Origin of the sequence: Methanosarcina sp. DH2 (assembly GCF_020804225.1) — an archaeon.
Lineage (GTDB): Archaea > Halobacteriota > Methanosarcinia > Methanosarcinales > Methanosarcinaceae > Methanosarcina.
Window position 1 is genome coordinate 167,492 of the sequence record NZ_WJBI01000012.1, and the last position, 24,394, is coordinate 191,885.

Sequence of the window (24,394 nt, forward strand, 5' to 3'; positions counted from 1 at the left end):
GTAATATATACCTGATCTGGACTCGTCCTGTATCAGGTTATACATTTAAATAATTATAGGTTAGGTCCGGGTTTTTTTACACCCGAGCCTTCACTCCTCTTCTGCTTCGATTTCTTCTGCGACGATTTCCGGTGTTACTTCCACTCTCTCTGCTTTTCTGCTTATCAGGTGCACATCTCCTGTGCCCATGCGGATAGGCTGACCGACAATGATATTTTCCGTAACACCCTCCAGCTTGTCCACATATCCGCGCATGCCTGCATCGAGCAAATGGTTAACAGTAACTTCGAAAGCTGCACGGGCAAATACACTGGCTTTTTCGCCTGAAATCCCGTGCCTACCAATCTGTTTTACTTCTCCGTCCGAGGTCATCAGGTCCGCAACAAGCATAATGTGCCTGATATCCACGGTAAGGCCCTGTTCACGCAGGGTATCTGTGGCTTCCTTGATTATTGCATTTCTTGCAGCTTCGACTCCCAGTACTTCATAAATTTCATTAATGTTGTTTGTACTGGTTCTGGACTTATCCACACCTTCGAACTGAAGTACTTCGCGTAGAGCTGACCCTTCTGTATAAAGGGTGTACTCTTCGCCCTCCTTTCGGACCACAACTCTCTTGATCCCTTCTATACCCTTGAGAGTAACATTGTGGATACTTTTTGCAAGCTGGAGCAGCTCCCTGTAGGAAGGCTCTCCAGGGGTGATAATGATCTGGTTATCCATCTCAGGAGAGATGCTGACCATCACGTTCAGCTCTTCATTGAATTTCTCTTTTACCTGATCTATCGTAATGTTCCTGCCTTCCATTGCCTTTTCGTGCAGGTCTATTATAAGCTTCATCTGGGAAAGGTCAGTGGTCACGTCGGCGATATGGTCGATTTTGGTCGCTTCAATCTCCCACGCAAGGGCTCTTGTCTTTTCCCTGTCGTAAGCATAGTCTTCAGGATTATTTTTTGAAAGGGCAATTGTCATCATAGGAGTGCTCGGAATCTTCCTTGCATCCACGATTTCAATAAGGCGAGGAAGACCGAGAGTAACGTTAATCTCAGCCACACCAGCATAGTGGAAGGTACGCATCGTCATCTGAGTGCCCGGCTCCCCTATTGACTGGGCTGCAATAACACCGGCAGCATCACAGGGTTCAATGCATGAGAGGTCATATTCTTCCAGCATCTTTTCTATGATCTCTTCCATTTCCTTCTTGCTCACCCCGGCTTTGAGGACATCTTCCCTCAGGGTGTTTAAAATGTTGGAAGGAAACGGAAGATCCTTTATCATGCTGTCTATAGTAGCTTCGCTAATACTCATCATGCCACCTCCTTGTTTACCACGGAACGGACAATCCTGTGGATGGTATCGGGTTTGCTGAAGTCACTCTTTGTGGGATTAATTCCATCTTCCCCGTACTTGAACTGAACAAGCACACCTCTGGTGTCCCTGACTGTAAGGTCGTACTGGACTTCGAGGTCCTGAAGGGCGTTGACAAGCCTTCTCTGCAGGTACCCTGACTGGGATGTCCTGACTGCAGTGTCCACAAGACCTTCTCTACCACCAATTGCGTGGAAGAAGTATTCAGTCGGGTTTAATCCGCTCTTGTAACTTGCCTTGACGAACCCGTGAGCATCCGACCCCAGGTCTCCTTCCTGGAAGTGGGGCAGGGTTCTGCCTGAGTATCCTCTGCGAATGCGTTCTCCACGCACTGCCTGCTGCCCTACACAGGCTGCCATCTGGGTAAGGTTCAGAATGGAACCTCTTGCTCCGGAACGTGCCATAATAACTGCCGAGTTTTCAAGCCCCATGTGGCTGTCTGCAATTCCACCGGTCTCGTCTCTGGCCTTTCCGAGCTTCTGCATGATGCTCATTTCAATTGTTTCATCAAGAGTTCTTCCGGGGAGGGGTTCAAGCTCTTTATTTATATACGATTTGATCAGGTTCTGCACTGCGTCTTCAGCTTTACCGAGAACCTCATTGATCTGGATCCGCGCTTCTTTCGGAATATCTTCGTCGGCTATTCCGAAACTCAGGCCTGTCCTCATAATTGCCCTGATTGCAAGCTTGGTCATATCATCTATAAACTTGGCCCCGGCTTCGGGACCGATTTCCTTAATAATACGGTCCTGAATTTTTCCTTTGAATGCCCCGATAGCTGCTTCGTCTATCGTGCCCATAAGGAGTACACCATTCCGGATTACCACATAGGCATCGTTAGGGCATTCTCCTTTCTTACAGGTATCACAATGTGCGCAGACCTGAGCTGTGAACTCCGTACTAAGGTCTTCAGGCAGGATCTGGCTGAAGATCTGTTTTCCTGTCCAGTAAGGCTTTCCGTCTTCGTCATGGCCTGCAGGTTCGGGCAGGTTGCGTGCGCGGCTCTTCCTCAGAAGGTCGTAAGCCTCATAACTGGTAATATGGTTCTCAAAACGGGTCAGAAGGAAAAGCCCTGAAATGTGGTCGTGAATCCCTCCGATAATGGGACCTCCGAAACGTGGGGAAAGAATATTTTCCTGAACCTGCATGAGGATCTTTGCCTCAGCCCTTGATTCTTCTGTCTGAAGGGCATGCATGTTCATTTCGTCTCCGTCGAAGTCAGCGTTATATGGAGGGCAGACCGCCGGGTTCAACCTGAAAGTTTTGTTAGGCAGAACCTTTACGGAATGGGCCATGATACTCATTTTGTGCAGGGACGGCTGCCTGTTGAAGAGTACGGTATCGCCATCTTTTAACTGTCGTTCCACAACCCAGCCGAACTCCAGTTTCTCGGCAAGGTCGTCCTTGTTCATATTGGTTACTTTTATGCGCCTGCCGTCGGATCTGAGCACATAGTTTGCTCCGGGATGGATATCTTCGCCATTCCTTACAAAGACCTTGAGCTGTTCGATGTTCCTTGGAGTAACCACGGAAGGCATTGTCAGAATCCGTGCAATGGGCATGGGGACACCGACTTCATTTATGCTAAGGTTCGGGTCAGGAGAGATAACGGTACGGGCAGAGAAGTTAACACGTTTACCTGACAGGCTTCCCCTGAACCTTCCTTCTTTACCTTTTAAGCGCTGAGAAAGGGTCTTAAGAGGTCTGCCTGACCTGTGTCTTGCAGGGGGTATTCCTGAAACAGAGTTGTCAAAGAAGGTAGTAACGTGATACTGGAGAAGCTCCCATAGGTCCTCAATAATAAGCTGGGGAGCTCCTGCTTCCCTGTTTTCCTGGAACCTCTGGTTGATCCTTATGATGTCTACCAGCTTGTGTGTCAGGTCGTCTTCACTGCGCTGCCCGGATTCCAGAGTGATTGAAGGACGCACTGTAACAGGAGGCACGGGCAGGACTGTAAGGATCATCCATTCAGGTCTTGCATTCTTCGGGTCCATCCCTATGACCACGATATCTTCGTCCGGGATGTTTTCGAAGCGATCCCTTATCTCTGTAGGGGTCAGCTTCTCTCCGTTTTCCAGGTATTCACTGGGCTTTTCGAATTTGATGTCGAGCTGTTCTTCATTACAATAAGGACAGCTCTTTACCTTGCTGGCTTCTTTATATACCTCATTAATGAGGTCGTCAGGAAGATGTCCGATTTCTTCAACTGCAAGGAGTTGATCCAAAAATTGTTGTTTCTGGGCCGGTTCCAGCAGAAGCCTGCTGCACTTTCTGCAGGTTGCTCTGAGGAGTTTCCTGATTACCTTGTTAAAACCAACGTGGACAACAGGGGCAACAAGTTCAATGTGCCCGAAGTGTCCCGGACACTCGCCTGCTCTGCCTGAGCAGGTCTTGCAGCGAAGCCCGGGGTCGATAACCCCGAGTTTTGTGTCCATAAGCCCCATATCAATTGGAAATCCGTCGTCATCATAAGTGTCAGCCGTGATAATAGGGGTTGAACTCATCTTACGGATTTCTTTTGGGGACATTAAACCGAATTTGATAGAAGAAATTCTTTTCGGAATTGGAGGTACGTTTGCCATATGTCCACCTCACTTTATACAGCATCTTCAAGGTTAAGTCTGGGGGCAACCCCGAGGGACTTAATCTCGTCCAGTAACAGCTTGAACGCGTAACTCATTTCCACGGGGTATATATCCGTATCAGCACCGCAGGCTGAACAGAAAGAGACGTTCCTCTGCTTATCATACGTTGCGATCATTCCACAGTGCGAGCAGACGAGTTCTACTACTTTGTCAGATTCGTCCAGCAATCTTTCTTTTAAGGACATGGCAGCTCCGTGCCCTACAAGCACGTCACGCTCCATTTCACCGAACCTGAGACCACCCTCCCTTGCTCGACCTTCGGTCGGCTGGCGGGTGAGCACCTGTACAGGCCCGCGGGACCTGGCATGCATCTTGGAGGTGACCATGTGGTGCAGTTTCTGGTAAAGGATCACACCAACAAAGACATCTGCAGGGATCATCCTGCCTGTTGCTCCGTCGTAGAAAACCTCTTTTCCTGTGTGGGCAAAGCCGTGCTTTTTCAGGTCTTCTCTAAGGTCGTCTTCGTTTTCTCCGGAGAAGGCTGTTGCATTTACTCTTCTGCCTTCCATGGAACCCACTTTCCCACCAATCATTTCCAGGACGTGCCCTACAGTCATACGTGAAGGGATTGCATGCGGGTTAATCATCAGGTCAGGAGTCAGGCCTGATTCCGTAAACGGCATGTCGGCAATAGGGACTTTTAAACCAATAACACCTTTTTGCCCGTGTCTGGAAGCGAACTTGTCTCCTATGTCCGGGATCCTTTCATCCCTTACCTTTACCTTTGCAAGGCGGGTTCCGTTAATGGATTCTGTAAGAATGACAGTGTCCACAATTCCTGTTTCGTTCGACCGCATGGTAACAGAGCTTTCTCTCCTCTGTTCAACTGCAATCCCGAAGTCTGAAGGCTCTTCCAGGAATCTCGGAGGACTGGTCTTTCCTATAAGTACATCGTTGGGACCGACGACGGTTTCAGGGTTTACAAGCCCGTCTATGTCAAGATTCGCATACGCATCAGCACTGCGTGCTCCACGGTATTCGGAGTCAGGAATCTCGAACTTGTCTTCCTGCCCACCAGGATATCTCCTTTCTTCCCCTTCAAAAGTCCTGAGGAAATGGCTTCTTCCGAGCCCTCTCTCGATTGAACCCTTATTGAAGATCAGAGCGTCTTCAATGTTATATCCTTCGTATGACAAAATTGCAACCACAAAGTTCTGGCCTGCAGGCCTGTCATCAAAACCAATTGCTTCGGATGTCCTTGTCCTTGTAAGCGCTTTCTGTGGGTAGTGGAGGACATGGGCACGGGTATCAGGTCTTAGTTTCTGGTTTGCTGTGGAGACTCCGATACACTGTTTAATCATAGCTGCACCCATGGTGTTACGCGGAGATGCATTGTGTTCAGGATATGGGACCATCCCGGTACAGATGCCGAGCATAAGTTCGGGGTCTATCTCCATATGGGTGTGCTTGGTGGTAATATCAGCCTCATAGAGTGCAATATAAGCGTTTTCTTCTTCTTCTGCGTCCAGATACTCCACACAGCCTTCTTTCACGAGGTCGTCATAGACGATTTCTTTGTTCTTCAGTTTCTGTATATGCTCTTCAGTTACCTTCAGGGCTCCATTTTCTACAACTACGAGAGGCCTTCTTGCCCTTCCCATATCGGAGTTTATAATTACTTCCCTGGTGTTATCGTTAAGAGCTATGTTGACCTGCCTGGATATGAATCCCTGCCGCCTCATTTTTCGGAGCTCTCCTACAAGTTCCGCAGGGTTGTCATGGGTCCCGACGAGCTCTCCGTTTACGAATACTTTTGCTTTAGTCATCTGACATCAACCCCTCAGTCACCGAACGATCCGGAGTCGTCCATATCTGAATAATCGTAGAAGTCATCATCTTTGTATTTGGTTTCTACTTCCGGAGTTTCTTCAAACTCTTCAACTATCTCTTCACCGAATTCATCGAGCAGGATTTCCTTTATCCTTGCCGGTATCTCGGGCACCTTTACAACTACCTTTTCGACATTAACGTCGTATAGTATTTTCTTTATGCTCTCTATTTCCTCTATCCCGGTTGAGAGTTCTACCATCTCGGCAAAGTTTTTCACGAGACCACAATTGGGACCTTCAGGAGTCTCGGAAGGACAGAGCCGTCCCCATTGAGTTGCGTGCAGGTCACGGGCTTCGAAGTGAGGCTGGGCACGAGAAAGCGGCGAAATTACGCGGCGCAGGTGGGAAAGGGTTGAGATGTAATCGTTCCGGTCAAGAAGCTGGGAAACACCGGTCCTTCCTCCAACCCAGTTTCCTGTTGCCAGAGGGTGCTGAAGGCGGTCAGTCAGGACATCTGCTCTTACGATTGTGGCAACATTAAGTTCTCTGTTTCTCATGTTTGCACGTTCGAGCTGGTACTTTATGTCCCTTGCCAGCCGGTTGAAGGATACCCTGAAGAGGTCTTCCATCAGGTCACCTGCGAGTTTCAGCCTCTTGTTTGCATAGTGGTCTTTGTCGTCCTCGGTACGCTTTCCAAGTGCAAGCTCAAAACAGGATTCAGCCATTCGTGCCAGGAAATGGGCTTTTGAGATTCTGTCTTTAATGTCGTTTCCGAGGTGAGGGAAAAGATACCTGTCAATAACGTAGTTTGCTCTTTTTATCTGGTATTCCTTGGCCTGCCCTGCAGCAACCCTTGCTCCAATCTTCTCGATCGCTTCTTCCTGGGTTTCTACTTCGGCTTCTTCAAGGTTTTCCAGCATGAACTTGATAATTTCGGGATCACTTGAAACTGCGTTTACGATATCTTCGTCAGTTACTATCCCGAGAGCCCTCATAAGTGTAATAAAGAACACTCTACCGGATATTGAAGGGAAAGACACCTCAAGCAGGGACTTTCTTCCTCTTTCTACAATTACAAGTGCCCTGTATCCTCTTTTCTGGGAGAATACCTTTGCAACCTCTATAGAATCACCGTAACGTTCTCCGTACTCAACAAGGATTTTGTTAGGCGCAAGGTCTTCAAGGGTCATGACTACCCTTTCAGTGCCTCCGATAATGAAATATCCCCCGGGATCCAGAGGGTCTTCTCCATAGCGAACTTTCTCGGTCTCGCTAAGCCCTAAAAGGTTACAGATTTTGGATTTGACCATAACCGGAAGCTGCCCGATCTTTGCTTCCATTACTTCGGACTCTATCCCTTCTTTTACGACACTCATCTCCAGGTAGAGGGGGCCTGAGTACGAAAGGTTTCTGAGCCTCCCTTCGTTGGGGTAAAGTTTTTCAATTGCCCCGTCTGCCTCCTTTACCACTGGATGCTCTACCCGGATCTTGCCGAGTTTGAGATAGGTATCCTCAATGTCGGTTTCTATTATCCTCTGTTCGTCTATGATCTTTTGCAGCCCATAATCTATAAACTTGTTAAACGAGTCTATATGGTGCTGCACTATCTTGTCCCGTGTAAAATAAGCCTGCGACAGTATACTGCTTTCTAACGCGATGATAGCACCCTCTTTGCTTTGTTAAAATGAAAATCAATAAACTATGATCCTAAGATCTTTATGCAGTCGTTGAATCTTTCCGTACGATGGTGCATGGGATTCAAAAAGATGTTCAGTGAAAAAAAATGTGATCATGCAAGCGGTTTAATCTCCCCCGCGCTTACTCAATCACAAGTCTGTAATAGTCTGCCTCCCCTGCAGTTTGACTTTTTCTTGTGATTTTCACAACATCTCCGACGACAGCTCCTATTTCTTTACTAACAGGATCCTGTACTTTAATTTTCGGAAGCTGTTCCTTTTCAATTGAATATTTGCTTAAAACAGACTTTAATTCGCCCTCTGCAATTATTTCATGTTTAGGGACTGAATCATGGTCGAGCAGGCTGAACTTTGTCAAATCCTTTCCTCCAAAAATAAAGCATCTCAAAAAACTTGCTGGACATTTCCTGCGGATGGCCTATCCGCCGGTTGTAGTTGTAATAAGAACATGGCGGGCCCGTAGGGATTTGAACCCTAGGCCGACTGGTTAAAAGCCAGTCGCTCTGCCTGACTGAGCTACGGGCCCAGTTTGTTTATCTCTCCACCTCTGTATTTTGCACCACTGAAGGCTAATTTTTTAGCATGCCACCCTGCTGCCCCGCTGCATCAGGGAGCACCTCTTTCACCGGTGCAACCCTCTAATTATAGCTATACTATTTATAACTTATGGTGAGTTTACTTTTTTTGCTCATGCCTCTTAAATACTGATCTAAATTTATTTATTAAGTGTTGAATTAATACAAATATCTTTCTGATTTTGCCAGAAAGTTATATGTACGAGAATTTTCATTTTTTTAAAAGTAAGGCCAAAAACTGAATTATTCCTCCATATATTCGGGTAAACGGAAAATTTTGCCCCGATTTTAAATAACTTGCCGCTTTCCCGACAGTCCCCTCCAGAAAGGAAGCATCAATTAATCAAATGTATTATCCTATTTAAAATCTCTAATCCAATTTAAAATCTTTAATCCAATTTAGATTCTTTAATTCAATTTAGAATCTTTAATTTAGAATTCCTTGGAACCTTAATAACTACTGTGGCGGAGCTCTCCATTTTTTCCAAAAGCTCTATAAAAAGCTCTATAATTATATTTATAATCATCTGATGCTAATTTTCATAAGGCTATCTTAAAGTGAGAGATAGTAGAATTGATACTCTCAAAGGATTAGCTATAACTTCAGTTAACCATGCATACATTATCTCCTTCATGTCTTACTTCAATATATGGAGGTTTCCATATTGATCAGGTAAGCCTCTCTTTATGTTTGTTTCTGGCTATGTATGCCCTGTACATCCTGGGTACAATGCATTCGGACCTGGCTTTTGGAAGCCCCTTACCAGACCCCAGCTTATTTCTGTACAGCTTCTCTATTTGTTGCTGGAATGCCATTTCAGAAAAACCAGGACCTGTGTTATCAAAGTTGCAGAAATGTGAAAGGTTTCATGGAACGTATTTTTAACTCAGATGTTATATTTCTGGATAGTTCATTTTCAGTTAGGCAGTGTTTTTGTAGTTATAATGAATCTGATAATCTGCCTTGTCTTTAGATATTTGTTTTATGCGCTTGAAAAGAATATCCACGGTCGAAGGGCGTTACATGAAAACGCAAAAGTGAATTAATGAATATTATGCAGTGAAACTAAAAACTAATCAATGAAACTGAAAATTAGTCAATAAGCCTAAAATTAATCAATGAGCCTAAAATTAATCAGTAAAACTAAAATTAATACCTAATTTCGGTCAAGTATCAACAGGGTGTTGTTGAGAAGGAACTTACTCCTAAAAAGCAGGAAACTTATTGATCTTAGAACAGTGTAATATGAAAAGACGCAGGTAAACAATTTTTCTTATAATAAATTTTTTACTGCTTTTCTTCGATTGCAAATTTTATACAGAATTCCGTTCCATAATCCCTATTCAGTTCAAGTTTGCCTTCTAACTGGTCTGCGAGGATTGTTACCAGCTGTATCCCAAGAGTGTCAGAGTCTTCTAGATTAACGTTTTCGGGAATACCCACTCCGTTGTCCGAAACGGTTAGAATATAACTGTTACTCTTACACTCTCCATCTTGGCTTCCAATTCTGCAGCTTTCATATTCTCCGTTTCTTTCTCTGCACAGTTTAACCTGAACCTCTCCTGCTTTCTTCTCCGGAAATGCATGTTTGAGGGAATTTGAAACGAGTTCATTAACAATCATTCCTAATGGAACTGCAGTATCCATGTCAAAAAAAGTTTTTTCCTCTATTTCCAGAAGCATGTGGGCTCCAGAGGCTCCAACATTATAGCATCTGAAAAGATCTTCTGTCAGTTTATGCAGGTACACTGCGAAATCAAGAGTACTGGCTTCTCTGGATCCGTACAGCTCTTCATGGATCAAAGCCATAGAAATAACTCGATTCTGGCTGTCTCTGAAGGCTGCGAGGACCTTTGAAGTGTTATAGACTTCGCTGCCAGCGATTTTTTCAGCCTGAAGGTCGAGCAGAGATGAGATTACCTGCAGGTTATTTTTAATTCTGTGGTGAATTTCTTTTTTACGGGCATCTTCAATTTTCTTCAGGACATTTTCGGCTTTTTTTCTCTCTGTTATATCCTTCATTGTCCCAAGGACTTTGTTTACGAGATAATTTCCTTTTTGAAGGCAGACTCCGTGATCTTCGATATAGATATAATTTTCATCTTTCCGTTTAAAACGATACTCTATCTGAAAATCTTTCTTATTTTCAGTATTTGTTATATATCGGGCGCAGTCTGCTATCTTTTGATTCCACACTTTTCTTCGATCATCAGGATGGACATTATTTATCCATAGGTCAACTCCGATGTTCAGTAATTCTTTCTGAGTATATCCTGTAACCTTTTCTATTGCGCCTGCCCAGTAAATTTGATTTTCTTCGATATCGTACTCGTATATGAGCTGACCTGTTTGTTCTGTAACGATTCGGTACCTTTCCTCACTTTTCTGACGTTCTTCTTCTGCTCTTTTACGTTCAATGGAGTACTGGATAGAACGGTTCAATAGTCTGCCATCTACCTGTGCCTTGACTAAATAATCCTGGGCACCTTCCTTTACAGCATCAATTCCAGTTTTTTCATCATTCATGCCAGTTAAAATTATTATGGGAATTCGTGGGTTTACTGCATGAATATCAAGAAAAGTGTCGATACCATCGCTATCTGGCAATCCCAGATCTGATAGTATAACATCAAACGGACGCTCTTTAAGAAGGTTCAGACCCTCATTAAGGGTTTCGATATTTTCAAGTTCAAATGTGAAATCAGCGAAATCCTCGAGTAACTCTTTTATTAGATTGGCATCCCCGGGATTATCCTCGAAAAGCAGTATTTCAACCTTTTTATTCATACCAAACCGTCCTATCCGGGTTGCATCGATCTTATTTCGATGGTAGTTTCACAACTTCAAGCCAGAAGTCTTCTATGGATTTAACTACCTTTATAAATTGATCAAAGTTAACAGGTTTAGTAATATATGCATTGGCATGAAGATTATAAGATCTGAGTATGTCCTCTTCAGCTTTCGAAGTGGTTAAAACCACTATTGGTATATTTTTAAGGTTATCGTCTCCCTTCACTTCCTCAAGAACTTCGCGTCCATCTTTTTTAGGCAAATTCAAATCCAGAAGAATTATATCCGGGCGTGGGGCATCTGAAAACTGTCCTTCATTATTTAAAAATAAAATTGCCTCTTCTCCATCCTCTGCAATGTGAAGATTATTTCTAATTTTTGCCTCTTCGAAGACTTCTTCAATTAATCCAATATCGCCTTTACTGTCTTCTACTAAAAGAATTTCGATTGGTTTAGCTGCTATTTTTGTTCTCATTTGTGAGACTTCCTTAGTTGATTAGTTATAAAATAAAATCTTGAATTTTTTATAAAATCAATCAGAACTTGGATTAAACCTTCTAAACCAGGCTTTTGACCATAAAACTTTACCTTTATTGTTCTTCTTAAGAGCGTTCAATATCAGTTTTTGTTCTGCCTCATAGAGGATTAGGGGGGTTAGTATTTCGATCTGTCACGCTCTTTATTCATCCGTTTTCTTAATTTACCTTTTACAGAATATTAATAATAACACTAATAGTAATAATAGTAATAATACTAATAGTGGTAGTAATAATACTAATAGTGGTACTACTACTACTACTACTACTACTACTACTAMTAMTAATAATAATAATAATAATAATAATAATAATAATAATAATAATAATAATAATAATAATAATAATAATAATAATAATAATAATAATAATAATAATTTTTCTTAAGTATTTAAAGTTAGGTTATGAGATTCTTTAAAGTTGATTGGTAAAGTAAAGTAAAAGGTTGAACCTTTGCCCAATTCAGATTCTACCCATATGTATCCTCCATGTCTTTCTACGATTTTTTTGCAAATTGAAAGCCCTATTCCTGTTCCTGGATACTCTTCCCTTTTATTCAGTCTTTTAAAAACTTCAAAGATTCTCTCCGAGTATTTAGGATCGATTCCAATTCCATTATCCTGCACTGAAAATAACCACTGACTACTTTCTTTCACTGCGGAAACATGGATTTTTGGTGCTTCTTTACTGCAGAATTTTATTGCGTTGCTGATCAGATTCTGAAATACCTGAGTCACCTGAATATAATCTGCCATTATCTCGGGTAAAGGATCATAAGATATAGCAACTCTGCTTTCTTTTATAGGCGCCTCTAAATCAGATAGTACTTGATTTAAAACGAATTCGCAATCAGTAAGCTCGAATTCTCTTGCTTTGGTGGTTACGCGGGAAAATTCCAAAAGATCATTTATCAGGTTCTGCATACGTGAGGCTCCGTCCACAGCAAAATAGATGTATTTATCAGCCTTATCATCCAGTTCTCCCTGATATTTTCTTTGTAAAAGCTGTAGATAACTTGCTATCATTCTCAAGGGCTCTTGTAAATCATGGGATGATACGTAAGCAAATTGTTCCAAATCTGCGTTTGATCGGGCAAGCTCTTCTAATTTCAATTCTAACATTCTTTCTGCCTTTTTTAGCTCAGTAATATCACGTGCAGCTGCAAAAATACCAATAATCTCACCAGACTCATCCCGATAAACAGAAGCGTTATATAAAACAGGTGTTATATGTCCGTCTCTGCACTGGATTTCAAGCGCATAATCCCGCACCAGTCCTTCCTGGAATACGTGTTTATATCCTTCTCTGGCTTTCTCAGGATCTATGAAATAGTCCGTGAAATCGGTACCAATTAGTTCATCCCGTAAATAACCAGTAACGAGTTCTGTAGCTTCGTTTACATCAGTAATTTTTCCATCAGGACCAATGGTTACCAGAGGGTCCAAACTGGCTTCGATCAGACTACGGTTATAAATATTTGATAACCTCAAAGCTTCTTCTGACTTCCTGCTTTCAGTAATATCTCTGGCAATAGCTGAGAGAGCCGCAAGCTTCCCAGATGAATCAAAAACCGAAGAAAGAGTTATTGAGACGTTTATTATCGTGCTGTCCTTTTTTAACCTCAAAGTTTCGTAGTGGCGGATTCCTTCTCCTTGCTTAATCCTTTCAATTAACTGTTTTATTTCTCCTTTGTGATTATTAAGTTCAAGTATTGATATGTTTCTTCCCAGCATTTCTTCAACGGAATACCCATAGACTTGTTCTGCCCCGTTATTCCAGCTAATAATAATGCCGTCTAGAGACATAGTTATAATGGCATCGTCTGATGATTCTACAGCATTCGCAAGTATCTGAATTTTCTCTTCTGCTCTCTTAAGTTCAGTTATATCACGCGCTGCGGCAAAAACACCAATAACTTCTCCAGCTTCATCCCGATAAACAGACGCATTATACAGAACAGGTGTTATATGTCCATCTTTACGTCGAATTTCTAATGGATAATCCCGCACCAATCCTTTTTCAAACACACGTTTATAACCTTCTCTGGCCTTCTCAGGCTTAGTAAAGTAGTCTGAGAAGTCGGTGCCTATTAATTCATCTCGGGAGTAACCGGTGGCTATTTCTGTAGAGTGGTTAACATCGGTTATTTTTCCGTCAGACCCGATTGTAACGAGAGGATCTACGCTGGCTTCGATCAGAGTACGATTATATTTACTTGCAACTTCTAACGCTTTTTCAGTTTTTTTACGCTCAGTAATATCCTGAACTGTCCCTTTCATTTGAATAGGGATATTATCCTCATCAAAAATCACTTCTGCCTGCTCGTGTACTATGCGTTCTTCCCCGTCAGCTAGAATAATCCGATGGTCAACGCTGTAGGTTTTTCCATTTAAAGCTTCTTTTACCGCATTATCCACATACTCTCGATCGTCCGGATGTATATAACTTAAAAATGCATTGTAAGTCGCGTCGAATTCCTGAGGGGTGCGTCCAAAAATACGATAGATTTCATCAGACCAGTATAACCCGTTAGTTACAATATTCCAATCCCAGTTTCCAAGGTGAGCCATTTTTTGAGCTTCAGCAAGACCTTTTTCACTTTCTTTCAATAACCTGTAAGCTTTCCTGAGCTTCATTGTTCTTTTTTCGACTAATTTTTTTAGATTGTCACGTGCTCCTTTCAACTTGGCCTCTGCTGTTTTTATGTCTGTAATGTCACGGGAAATCGCAAGAACAGAGGTAACTTCGCCGTCAACAAATTCGGGTACTATTCGTGTATTGAAATAGTGTTCTTTCCCCTGAGGTGATATGTACCGGAACTCCATTGTTTCGGGTTTTCCGGTGGTAAAAACTTTCTGGTGGTGTTTTTCCCAGAACTTTACCTTTTCAGGGTCCATGCCCAGCTCACTATGAGTTTTCCCAATGATTTCTTCCTGAGGGTGCCCGTAAGGTTCCGCAGCTGCAGGGTTAACATATAAATGATGATTCTGTCTGTCAAAACGGGCAATTACGTCAGGAGAATTTTCAGCCAATGCACGGAATTCATTTTCTCTCCTGATCAATTTCTCTTCAGTCTGCTTGCGCTCGTTGATATCACGGGCAACGTGCACACTCCCGATAAGGTTTCCTTTTGAATCGTGAAGTGGCGAGACGCTTACTAAGAAATAACCCCCCAGGCAGTCCTCGCAGATTTCTGTGCTGTGTTCAAGCCCATCCTTAAGCAACTGTCTTTGCGGGCAAAAAGAAGGGGGCTCGTTGGTTCCATGGACAACACTATAACATGTCAACCCTACACACTCTTCTGGTGTCACTCCCAATCTTGCCGCCATGGCTCTGTTTGCACGAACAACTCTATATTTATCGTCGATTATGGCTATCAGATCTGGCACAGCATCAAAAGTATATTCCCAATCTTTTGCGGCTTGAAGAGCGGCTTCTTCTGCTTTCTTGCGTTTGGAGCTCTCTATCTGCTCCCATTTCCCATCCCTTTTAATCAAAGCAAATTGATGATTGTTGACCACGTCGATTATCTCTGTTGCGTTGCACCTGTCAAGACAATAGGTGCAGAGAGCTATCATCCGGTAGTTACCAAGGACGCTGTCCACTTCTTCTTCATAATCAACGAAATTATTCCAATCCTTTTTTTCCAGCCAGAAAGTGTTCCCGCTCAACCTTAACCCATCATATCCATTGGCACGTGCATTGTTGAGTTTTTCAACCCAGCCGTTTAAAACTCTCTCTGAGTCAAATATACCTTCTTTTACGTACCAGTGAGTGTAGGGAATAATTTCAATCTGCCCTTTCTGTATATAAAAATCAAAATCAGGAATTCCCTTTCTAAGGGCTTCTTTTGCCTCTTCTACACCGAGTGGCTGTGATGTGACCCACATGCAAAATTCGTTATTTTCCAGTCCTGCTCTGAAGTAAGGGACAAGCACGTCCGTTAAATCTTCTTTTGTCTGGTAGAACTGGCAGAAGTGCGTCCCCCAGGGAAGATCCCCAATAATATCAATACCGGATGTTCTCATTTTTCTTTCCCCAGTTTTCCTAATTTTTTCTTCCATTCCACATTTCTCTATACATTAAGAGTGACTTAAAAAATAATATTTAGGAGGCTGCTGCTGATTTCTCTTCTCTAAATCAGAATTTTTTTCAGCTCTTTGCCGTATTATGAATGATATTTATACTTATTTTTTTCAGGAAACACACAACCAGACTGGCAAAAGTTCACAATGTCAGTTCTGTCCGCCACTATGCATATAAATAAAGGTGCAAACCTTGGAGAGCACGGAAAATACGGACGGTACGGAAAACTGCAGCTCTGCGTATCAGTTATCTCGAGTTCGGTTAGAGAGGTAGCGTGCTGTTGTGAATGTGCAGTGAGGCTAAACGAAAAATCTATGATTTTTCTGGTCCCAAGGTGCAATTAGGGCTGCAGAGCCTCAAACCTCTTATTCTCTATGCAAGTTCCACAGCTCTTTATGGCAGGTTCTCAGGAATATATTACGACTTCCTATAATGTATTTCTATAGTTATTTCTATATTTGTTATTTTGAGCAAGTTCACTTTCAAGGAAAGTGAATTTTAATATTTCTAAAAAATAAGAAATCTATTTCTTATTTAAGTGTTTGTAAAAGAAATCATATCTCAGTTATGCTCTTTAGCATGAATAGCTAACATATAAATCACTTATTATAATAATTGGAAGCGTTTAGCTTTCACCCAAAACTATTAAAAATTAGGTGCAGCAAATATTCTTACTTCCTCAAAAATGGAAAGCAATTCCATGTTTACTGCAGTTATATAGGGTCGAGAGTTTCAGCTTACTGAAAAATTGTCATTTTTGTTTCTTTTCTGATCACGTCCTCACTCCCACCGCTCATATAGCATTCCTGTCTGTATGTGAGTTCTGAAGTTTTTTTCTTTCTGGAATCAGCGTATGAAATTATAAAAGAATAAAACCCCTGGAAGGGCTTTTTGCCTGAGAATTTCCCTTATTTTTCCTCTGGTACTGCGAACCTTATGATGAATTCAGCTCCAGAATCTTTTCTTAATTCAAGTTCGCCATCTAGCTGGTCTACAAGAGCGGCTACCAGTTGTATGCCAAGTGTACTTGAGGTTTCCACACTGAAACTCTCAGGTATACCGGCTCCATTGTCCGAAACCGTTAAGATAAAACTCTTATTCTCACGTCTCTTATCTTTGCTTCCATCTCTGCAGCCTACAGTTTCTCTGTTTTTTCCCCTGCTCAGTTTTATTTGAATAACTCCTTTATCTCTACCCCGGAATGCGTACTTGAGGGAGTTTGAAACAAGTTCATTCACAATTAATCCCAGTGGGACGGCAGTATCCATATCAAAGAAAGTATCCTCCTCCAGATCGACTTTTAAACTAATATCAGCATTTCCGATAGTATAAGTCTGGAAAAGGTTTTCAACAAGTCTCTGAAGGTATGGCGAAAAATTCAATGTGTCGGTTCTTCCACCTTCATGCAGCTCTTCATGGATCAGGGCAATGGATATTACTCTGTCCTGACTTTCTCTGAAAGCATTGAAAACTTCCGAATCCCCAACGTATTTCCTACCTCTGAACTTATCAGCCTGGAGGTCAAGCAGGGACGAAATTACTTGCAGATTATTCTTAATCCTGTGATGAATTTCCTTTTTACGGGCAATCTCAAAGTTTTCCAGAGCTTTTTCAGCTTTTTTACGCTCAGTAATATCCTGAACTACCCCCTTTATTCGAACAGGGATATTTTTATTCTCCAGAACAAATTCAGATGTTAAGTGGACTATACGCTCTTCTCCGCTAGCCAGGACAATCCTGTAGTCGACACCAAATGGTTTTCCTTTTACAGCTTTTTTAATGGCATCACAATAGTAGTCTCGATCATCGGGATGTATGTAACATAAATATTCATTGTAAGAGGGTGCTGCTTTTTTAGAATCTCTTCCGAAAATACGATACATTTCCTCAGACCAGTATGTTTTATCAGATGCAATATCCCATTCCCAGTTCCCGATATGAGCCATTTTTTGAGCTTCAGCAAGACCTTTCTCGTTTTCTTTCAATGATTTATATGCTTTCTCAAGTTCTGCTGTGCGCTCTTTAACCAGATCTTCCAGGTTATCCAGAGTATCTTTCAACTGGGATTCTGCTTCTTTTATATCCGTTATATCGTGGGAAATAGCAAGAACAGATGACACTTTACCATCAACAAACTCGGGTACTACCTGTGTATTAAAGTAGTATTTTTTTTCCTTGAGACGATATGTATTCGAATTCCATTGTTTCGAGTTTTCCTGTGGCAAAGACCTTTTCATGGTGATATTCCCAGAACTTTACTTTCTCGGGATCCATTTCCAGTTCGCTATGAGTTTTCCCGATAATTCCTTCTGGAGATCGGCCATAAGGTCCCGCAGCAGCGGGATTAGCATATATGTGGCGGTTTTGTCTATCAAATCGGCTGATTATATCAGGAGAATTTTCAGCCAGTGTGCGGAATTTGTTCTCACTTTCCCTCAATGCATACACCAGGGTGTCTCGTTCCGCCAGCGAATGGGCCAGTTTGATATTGCTATAGCTTAGTTGCGAGAGTATGTTTGCAAACCCCATCAAGAAAGCCATGCTTATATCCACAGTCTCCCTGCTTAGCCTCGGAACTTTCTCAAGCGCTGCTATGTATTTATCCTCATTGAAGCCATATTGTCTTGCCTGTGATCGGAAAATCTCATAGTCCAGAGGCTCGCCCTCAAAAAAAAACTGCCCTGAAAAGATGCTGCCGACTTGCTGACCTGCCACCATAACTGGGGTAGCTATGTCCCACATTTTGTTCCTGCACCTGTACAGCTTAAACTCTCCCGGAGAAATGCCCTTAGATAGCTCTATATCGCTTTCTATACAGTGCCTGCAGGTTTCGGGGTGGACTCTATGAAATCTTGTGCAGATATCCTGCCATCCGACACGTGCCAGAACATTGCCTTTAAGATCGTTCAGACCTACGGGAACTTGAGTAAGCTTATAAAAACCGTCTATGAGAGACTGAATCGCCGGGACATCGACAACCTCAGCAAGCTCGAAGTTATCCGTCTCACTGACAGGTGAGAGAATTTTCTCCAACTTTAGCCTGACGCGCTGTTCACTCTGACGGAGTGCATCCTCAGCCCTTTTCCGCTCAGTGATATCACGGCCAACATGTATACTCCCAATAAGTTGTCCCTTTGAGTCATGGAGCGGTGAGACGCTTACTAAAAAACACCCGTTCAGACTCTCTTCATAAATCTCTGTACTGTGCTCAAGCCCATCCATAAGTAGCTGCCTGTGCGGACAAAAAGAGGGAGTTTCGTCTGTCCCATGGATAACACGATAACAGGTTAAACCTGTACACTTCTCTGGCGTTGTGCCCAATCTTGACGCCATTGCCCTGTTTACGCGGACAATCCGGTATTCAGTATCAATTATGGCTATAAGGTCAGGCACAGCATCAAATGTGTAATCCCAATTTTTTGCGGCTTGAAGAGCTGCCTCTTCTGCCTTTCTGCGTTTGGGGCTTTCTATTTGCTCCCATACCCCTGCTCTCTTAATTAAAGTAAATTGATGGTTGGCAACAACATCGATTATTTCTGTTGCGCTACATTTCTCCAGAAAATAGCTGCACAGGGCTATTATCCTGAAGTTGCCAATGGCACTATCTACTTTTTCTTCGTAGCCAGTGAATTTGTCCCAGTCTATTTTCTTCAGCCAGGAAATATTTCCACTCATCCTTAGTCCATTGTATCCGCACGCTATAGCGTGACTGAGCTTTTCAGCCCCTGCATTTAAGACCCTGTCAGGGTCGAAATTCCCTTCTTCTAAATAAAAATGAGTCTCAGGAATAATTTCGATCTGCCCTCTATCCAGATAAATCTTAAGATCAGGGACAGCTCTTTCGAGGGCCTCTTTTGCCTCATTTGTTTTCAGAGGTTCTGAAGTGACCCACAGACATAACTCGTTATTTTCCAGCCCTGCTTTGAAATAAGGGACGATTATTTCTATCAAATCTTCTTTTGTCTGGTAGAACTGGCAGAAGTGGGTTCCCCATGGCACATCTCCAATAATATCAATCCCAGACTTTCTTAGCTGTCCTTTCATCCCATACCTTCTTCGGGCTTATACCATCCTGTTTTCAAACGCATATTCTATAATAATTTATTACTGAACTTAAAACGTGTACCAGGTTCTTATGTTTATGGTTTTATGCGAATTTCTTTCCCGTAAAAAGAAGCCTGGATATATTAAAAAAAGTAAGGTGACCTTATAAGCTGTTAGGTTTTTGTGAATAAAATAAATTATAACTGTCTATCAAAAGGGATTGTTAGCCTAAATAATTTCTTAATAGGAATTCCCAGCCTGTAAAAAATGATATTATAAGTATTAGTAACTGGTTATTTTTTGTCTTTGGTTATTTTTTGTCTTATTTACAGTTTAAGCGGGTAAATATTTTCACTTTTCCATGAATTGAAATTGAGTTATATTTACCACACTAAAAATCCAGAAGAATGCGGGGTTTAGAAATTACTGAAATTATCCTCTGCTGCTTTTTTTCAAAATTATGTCCCGCGCTCCGGCCTTTCATATATCATTTCCGTTCGGGTGTGGGTTTCGAAATTCTTTTCCTTTCCGGATTCAACATATGAAATATAAGGATAATAAATCCTCTTATAAGGGGAATAAATCCTCTTATAAGGGGAATGAATCCTCTTATAAGGGGAATAAATCCTCTTATAAGGGGAATGAATCCTCTTATAAGGGGAATAAATCCTCTTATAAGGGGAATGAATCCTCTTATAAGGAGAATAAGCCCTCTGGAAAGCTCTTTGTCTGAGGGAGCCCATTACTTCTTTTCAGATGTTGCGAACCTTATATTGAATTCGGCTCCAGAGTCTTTTTTCAATTCAAGTTCGCCTTCTAGCTGGTTTATAAGGGTGGTAACCAGCTGTATGCCCAGAGTATCAGAATTTTCCATGCTGAAGCCTTCAGGCATACCTATCCCATTGTCCGAAACCGTTAAGATAAAACTTCTATTGTCACCTTCTTCTTTACTTCCACGATTGTCACTTATAAGTTCTCTGTTTTTTTCCCTGCTTAGCCTGATCCGGATAATTCCTCTATCTTTACCCCTGAATGCGTATTTGAGGGAGTTTGAAACAAGCTCATTCACAATTAACCCCAGCGGGACAGCAGTATCCATATCAAAGAAAATGTTCTCTTCCAGGTCCATGTTCAAGCTGACATTAACATTTCCAAGATTGTAGGTCTGGAAAAGGTTTTCAACAAGCCTGTAAAGGTATGGTGAAAAATTCAGTGTATCGTTTCCCCTGCCCTCATGGAGCTCTTCATGGATGAACGCAATGGACGCTACTCTATCCTGGCTTTCCCTGAAAGCGTTCAGGACTTCCGAATCCTCAACATGTTCTCTGAATCTGAAACTTTCAGCCTGCAAATCCAGCAGGGAAGAAATTACCTGCAGGTTATTCTTGATCCTATGATGAATTTCTTTTTTGCGGGCAGTTTCGATGTTTGCGAAAGTTACTTCTGCCTTTTTTCTTTCCGTAATATCTTTAATTACCCCAAGAATCCTGTTTACACTGGTTTTTTCGCTTCTGAAGAAAGTCCAGTTATCTTCAAGATAAATATACTCCCCATTCTTTTTTCTAAAACGGTATTCTGTCCTGTAAGAGCCTCCATCTGACCCGAAATATTTTTTATGATTTTCCAGGAATTTATTCAGATCTTCCGGATGAATACGGGAAATCCAGAAATTCAGTTTAATGCTCCCAACTTCATAAGGAGTAAATCCTGTTACCTCTTCGATATTGCCTGCCAGGTCAGCGACATCTTTCTCCACATCATAATCGTATACCAGCTGCCCTGTCTGTTCTGTAACTATCCGGTACTTTTCTTCAGCTTTCTGGAGTTTTTCTTTTGCTTTTTTGCTCTCAGTGATGTCCCTGGTGGTAATAACTACCTGCCCATCTGAAAAAGGTAGAACAGTTGCACTCACATCCGTCCAGATAATACTGCCGTTCTCCTTTACTACCCCTATCTCGCAACTCTGGACTGACCCTTTCTCTTCCAGAGCCCTTTCACTTGGGAACTCTTCAAAAGGCATTTCTGTCCCATCTGATCGGAGATATTTTCGCGCTCTATAATTCCTGTTAAACAGATCCTCCCTGGATAGATCCAGGATTCTTTCTAAGGCAAGGTTTGCATCAAGGAAGTTTCTCTTTTTATCAATAATCGAAACCCCAACAGGCAAGAGCTCGAAAAGAGTTTTCAATTTATCCTCGCTTTCCTTCAGCATCTCCTCTGTTTTTTTCCGTTCTGTTATGTCCTGAACCGTTCCCCTGATCCGAACAGGCTTATGCTTTTCATCAAAAATAGCCTCGCCCTGTCCGTGTACCACCCGTTCTTCCCCGTTAACCCGGATGATCCTGTAATCAATGCTGTAAGCTTCCCCATTTAATGCCTCTGCGATTGCATTCTTCACACACTCCTGGTCTTCCGGATGTATATAACTTAAAAAATTATTGTAGGTAGGGGTAAATTCTTGAGGGCTGTATCCAAAAATTCGATATTTTTCATCAGACCAGTACAGTTCGCCAGTGGTTAAATTCCAGTCCCAGCTTCCAAGGTGAGCCATTTTTTGGGCTTCAGCAAGCCCTTCTTCACTTTCTTTCAATAATTTATAAGCCCTTTCAAGCTCTTTGGTACGTTCTTTAACCATGTTTTCCAGGTTGTCGAGTGTATCTTTTAACTTAGCTTCTGTTTCTTTAATGTCTGTAATATTGTGGGAAATAGCGAGAACGGAGGTTACTTTGCCATCAACAAACTCTGGGACTACCTGTGTATTAAAGTAGTATTTCTTTCCATCAGGTGATGTATAACGGAAGTCCATTGTTTCAGAAACTCCGGTAGTAAAAATATTTTCATAATGTTCTTCCCAGAATTCGACCAGTTCTGGATCCATTCCCAGTTCACCATTGGTTTTTCCAATGATTTCTTCAGGAGGCAGGCCATAAGGTTCTATATTGGCAGGATTAACATACAGGTGGCGCTTTTGTCTGTCAAAACGCGCAATCAGGTCAGGAGAATTTTCAGCCAATGTACGGAACTTATTCTCACTTCGAATCATGGCTTCTTCAGCCTGCGCTCTTTCCTTTTCCGCCTTTTTCCTCTGCAGTACCTGAGTCACTGCAGGCGCAATAGCTTCGAGATCCTCCTTTTGCTCGCAGCTATAGCCGTTTTCACGGTTTGCGACTGCAATCAGGCCCACCATTTTTCCGTCCTGGATAAGGGGCACTCCAAGAAAAGACACTAGCGGTGGATGACCGGGCGGTACGCCTATACTGTCAGGATGTGACTGTGGATCATTGGTAAAGAAGCCTTTCTCATTGTTAATGACACTGCCGTATAAACCATGGACAGCATAACCACTCGAAGGAAGCCTATCCCCTGTCCTGTCATACATAAAGCACTGTTCACATGCCAGTTCGCTTTTTGCGACGTCGTGAAGTAGCCCGTCTGCTCCCATTTCATTAATAATGCCAAACTGGCTGCCTGTCACTTCCAGAGCTACAGACAGACATGCACTTCCCAGTTCCTCTTCTGTTTTTGTCTGCACTACACTGCTGAAGATCCTGTAGATTCCCTCAAGAATATGGTTGTACCTGCGTATACGTTGTTCTTCCTGGTTGCGTCTGGTAATATCGGTGAACATGCCCAGGGAGCCTGTAAACTTGCCGTCTTTGTTTAATAAAGCTTTAGCACATATAAGTGCCCATAAGGGAGAGCCGTCCTTATGTATTAATTTGGATTCATAGACTTCACTGATACCCTGCCGCCTCTTTTCCAGACTCTGTTTGAAGATAGCTTTACCTTCTTCATCGGCAAAGTCCCATAAAGATCTGCCAATCATTTCTTCCTGTCTGTAGCCTAACATTTCCGCCGTTTTTTCATTAACATAAGTAGTCCTGGCTTCAGCGTCAAATATCCATATACCTTCGTTTGCTGTCTCTACTATGTAGCGGTATTTTTCCTCGCTCTCCTGCAATGCTTTTTCAGTTTTTTTATGTTTGGGGCTTTCTATCTGCTCCCATACCCCTGCTCTTTTAATTAAAGTAAATTGATGGTTGGCCACAACATCAATTATTTCGGTTGCGCCACATTTCTCAAGAGAATAATTACACATAGCTATTATCCTGAAGTTGCCAATGGCACTATCTACTTTTTCTTCGTAGCCAGTGAATTTGTCCCAGTCTATTTTCTTCAGCCAGGAAATATTTCCACTCATCCTTAGTCCATTGTATCCGCACGCTATAGCGTGACTGAGCTTTTCAGCCCCTGCATTTAAGACCCTGTCAGGGTCGAAATTCCCTTCTTCTAAATAAAAATGAGTCTCAGGAATAATTTCGATCTGCCCTCTATCCAGATAAATGCCAAGATCAGGGACAGCTCTTTCCAGGGCTTCTTTTGCTTCCTCTGTTTCGAGAGGTTGTGATGCGATCCATACACAAAGCTCGTTATTTTCCAGCCCTGCTTTAAAATAAGGGACGGATATTTCCATCAAATCTTCTTTTGTCTGGTAGAACTGGCAGAAATGAGTTCCCCATGACACATCTCCAATAATACCAATCCCAGACTTTCTCAGCTGTCCTTTCATCCCATACCCTTCTTTGGGCTTATTCCAGCATTATCCCATTTCAGACCCGCAATTCAGCATTCGTGGCTGGACTTAAAAATTTGCACCAGATTCTTATGCATATAGATTTACAAATTCCTTTTCAGTAAAAGAAGTTTATACATTCTCAAAAAATAAGGTAACTTTTATCTTCAATTTGGATATTTTGTGAACTAAAACAGTATTACAAATGTTCTCTCAATTGAATTATCGGTTTAAGTGTTCTCTTAATAAGATTGCAATTTGTAAAAATGATGCTATAGGGTATATTTGTAACTAATTATTTTTTGATTTT

General features: G+C 42.2%; 12 protein-coding genes, 1 tRNA gene and 1 pseudogene. 1 reads left to right on the plus strand and 13 read right to left on the minus strand.

Going from position 1 to position 24,394, the window contains the following annotated elements; translation table 11 throughout:
- Positions 1-90: 90 nt before the first annotated feature.
- The 10 genes from rpoA2 to FXV91_RS13595 all read right to left on the minus strand — a co-directional run bounded on the left by rpoA2 (position 91) and on the right by FXV91_RS13595 (position 15,409).
- A complete protein-coding gene (gene rpoA2, locus FXV91_RS13550; RefSeq protein ID WP_229391254.1) occupies positions 91-1,308 on the minus strand; it encodes a DNA-directed RNA polymerase subunit A'' in 1,218 nt (405 codons plus the stop codon).
- Entirely contained in the window at positions 1,308-3,950 is a 2,643-nt protein-coding gene (locus tag FXV91_RS13555; RefSeq protein WP_229391173.1) for a DNA-directed RNA polymerase subunit A', read from the minus strand. The genes rpoA2 and FXV91_RS13555 overlap by 1 nt, the downstream gene beginning before the upstream one ends.
- Positions 3,951-3,964: 14 nt before the next feature.
- Positions 3,965-5,779 (minus strand): DNA-directed RNA polymerase subunit B, encoded by a 1,815-nt coding sequence (gene rpoB / locus FXV91_RS13560; protein WP_229391174.1) that lies wholly within the window; start codon positions 5,777-5,779, stop codon positions 3,965-3,967.
- A gap of 14 nt (positions 5,780-5,793) precedes the next feature.
- Positions 5,794-7,443 (minus strand): DNA-directed RNA polymerase subunit B'', encoded by a 1,650-nt coding sequence (locus FXV91_RS13565; protein ID WP_322225160.1) that lies wholly within the window; start codon positions 7,441-7,443, stop codon positions 5,794-5,796.
- Positions 7,444-7,600: 157 nt separating this feature from the next.
- Positions 7,601-7,837: a DNA-directed RNA polymerase subunit H gene (locus tag FXV91_RS13570; RefSeq protein WP_229391176.1), complete on the minus strand. Its 237-nt coding sequence runs from the start codon at positions 7,835-7,837 to the stop codon at positions 7,601-7,603.
- Positions 7,838-7,928: 91 nt separating this feature from the next.
- A tRNA-Lys gene (locus FXV91_RS13575) sits at positions 7,929-8,005 on the minus strand.
- A gap of 718 nt (positions 8,006-8,723) precedes the next feature.
- Positions 8,724-8,870 carry a hypothetical protein gene (locus tag FXV91_RS13580; protein WP_229391179.1) on the minus strand — a complete coding sequence of 49 codons (147 nt, stop codon included), beginning with the start codon at positions 8,868-8,870 and terminating at the stop codon, positions 8,724-8,726.
- 472 nt (positions 8,871-9,342) lie between these two features.
- Positions 9,343-10,842: a histidine kinase dimerization/phosphoacceptor domain -containing protein gene (locus FXV91_RS13585; protein ID WP_229391181.1), complete on the minus strand. Its 1,500-nt coding sequence runs from the start codon at positions 10,840-10,842 to the stop codon at positions 9,343-9,345.
- 31 nt (positions 10,843-10,873) lie between these two features.
- On the minus strand, positions 10,874-11,320 hold the full coding sequence (locus tag FXV91_RS13590) for a response regulator (RefSeq protein ID WP_229391183.1): 447 nt from the start codon (positions 11,318-11,320) through the stop codon (positions 10,874-10,876).
- A 444-nt stretch (positions 11,321-11,764) separates the two neighbouring features.
- Positions 11,765-15,409, minus strand: a complete 3,645-nt coding sequence (locus tag FXV91_RS13595) for a PAS domain S-box protein (RefSeq protein ID WP_229391184.1) — start codon at positions 15,407-15,409, stop codon at positions 11,765-11,767.
- A 225-nt stretch (positions 15,410-15,634) separates the two neighbouring features.
- On the opposite strand from FXV91_RS13595, the gene FXV91_RS13600 reads away from it, so the two are divergent.
- Complete coding sequence (locus FXV91_RS13600; protein ID WP_229391190.1) at positions 15,635-15,811, plus strand: hypothetical protein; 177 nt, start codon at positions 15,635-15,637, stop codon at positions 15,809-15,811.
- Positions 15,812-16,375: 564 nt separating this feature from the next.
- Here FXV91_RS13600 and FXV91_RS13605 read toward each other — a convergent pair.
- The 3 genes and pseudogenes from FXV91_RS13605 to FXV91_RS13615 all read right to left on the minus strand — a co-directional run.
- Positions 16,376-17,593 (minus strand): annotated as a pseudogene (locus FXV91_RS13605) (histidine kinase dimerization/phosphoacceptor domain -containing protein); the annotation flags it as partial.
- Between the two features lie 28 nt (positions 17,594-17,621).
- Positions 17,622-19,511 (minus strand): PocR ligand-binding domain-containing protein, encoded by a 1,890-nt coding sequence (locus FXV91_RS13610; protein ID WP_229391193.1) that lies wholly within the window; start codon positions 19,509-19,511, stop codon positions 17,622-17,624.
- A 742-nt stretch (positions 19,512-20,253) separates the two neighbouring features.
- Positions 20,254-24,081, minus strand: coding sequence for a PAS domain S-box protein (locus FXV91_RS13615; protein ID WP_229391195.1), 3,828 nt, complete (start codon positions 24,079-24,081; stop codon positions 20,254-20,256).
- Between the last annotated feature and the right edge of the window lie 313 nt (positions 24,082-24,394).

Excerpts from the sequence above, each read along its gene's own strand:
- rpoA2 (WP_229391254.1), bottom strand. The coding sequence starts at position 1,308 with ATGAGTATTAGCGAAGCTACTATAGACAGCATGATAAAGGATCTTCCG.
- FXV91_RS13555 (WP_229391173.1), bottom strand. The coding sequence starts at position 3,950 with ATGGCAAACGTACCTCCAATTCCGAAAAGAATTTCTTCTATCAAATTC.
- rpoB (WP_229391174.1), bottom strand. The coding sequence starts at position 5,779 with ATGACTAAAGCAAAAGTATTCGTAAACGGAGAGCTCGTCGGGACCCAT.
- FXV91_RS13580 (WP_229391179.1), bottom strand. The coding sequence starts at position 8,870 with ATGGCATTCCAGCAACAAATAGAGAAGCTGTACAGAAATAAGCTGGGG.
- FXV91_RS13585 (WP_229391181.1), bottom strand. The coding sequence starts at position 10,842 with ATGAATAAAAAGGTTGAAATACTGCTTTTCGAGGATAATCCCGGGGAT.
- FXV91_RS13590 (WP_229391183.1), bottom strand. The coding sequence starts at position 11,320 with ATGAGAACAAAAATAGCAGCTAAACCAATCGAAATTCTTTTAGTAGAA.
- FXV91_RS13595 (WP_229391184.1), bottom strand. The coding sequence starts at position 15,409 with ATGAGAACATCCGGTATTGATATTATTGGGGATCTTCCCTGGGGGACG.
- FXV91_RS13600 (WP_229391190.1), top strand. The coding sequence starts at position 15,635 with ATGCATATAAATAAAGGTGCAAACCTTGGAGAGCACGGAAAATACGGA.
- FXV91_RS13610 (WP_229391193.1), bottom strand. The coding sequence starts at position 19,511 with ATGAAAGGACAGCTAAGAAAGTCTGGGATTGATATTATTGGAGATGTG.
- FXV91_RS13615 (WP_229391195.1), bottom strand. The coding sequence starts at position 24,081 with ATGAAAGGACAGCTGAGAAAGTCTGGGATTGGTATTATTGGAGATGTG.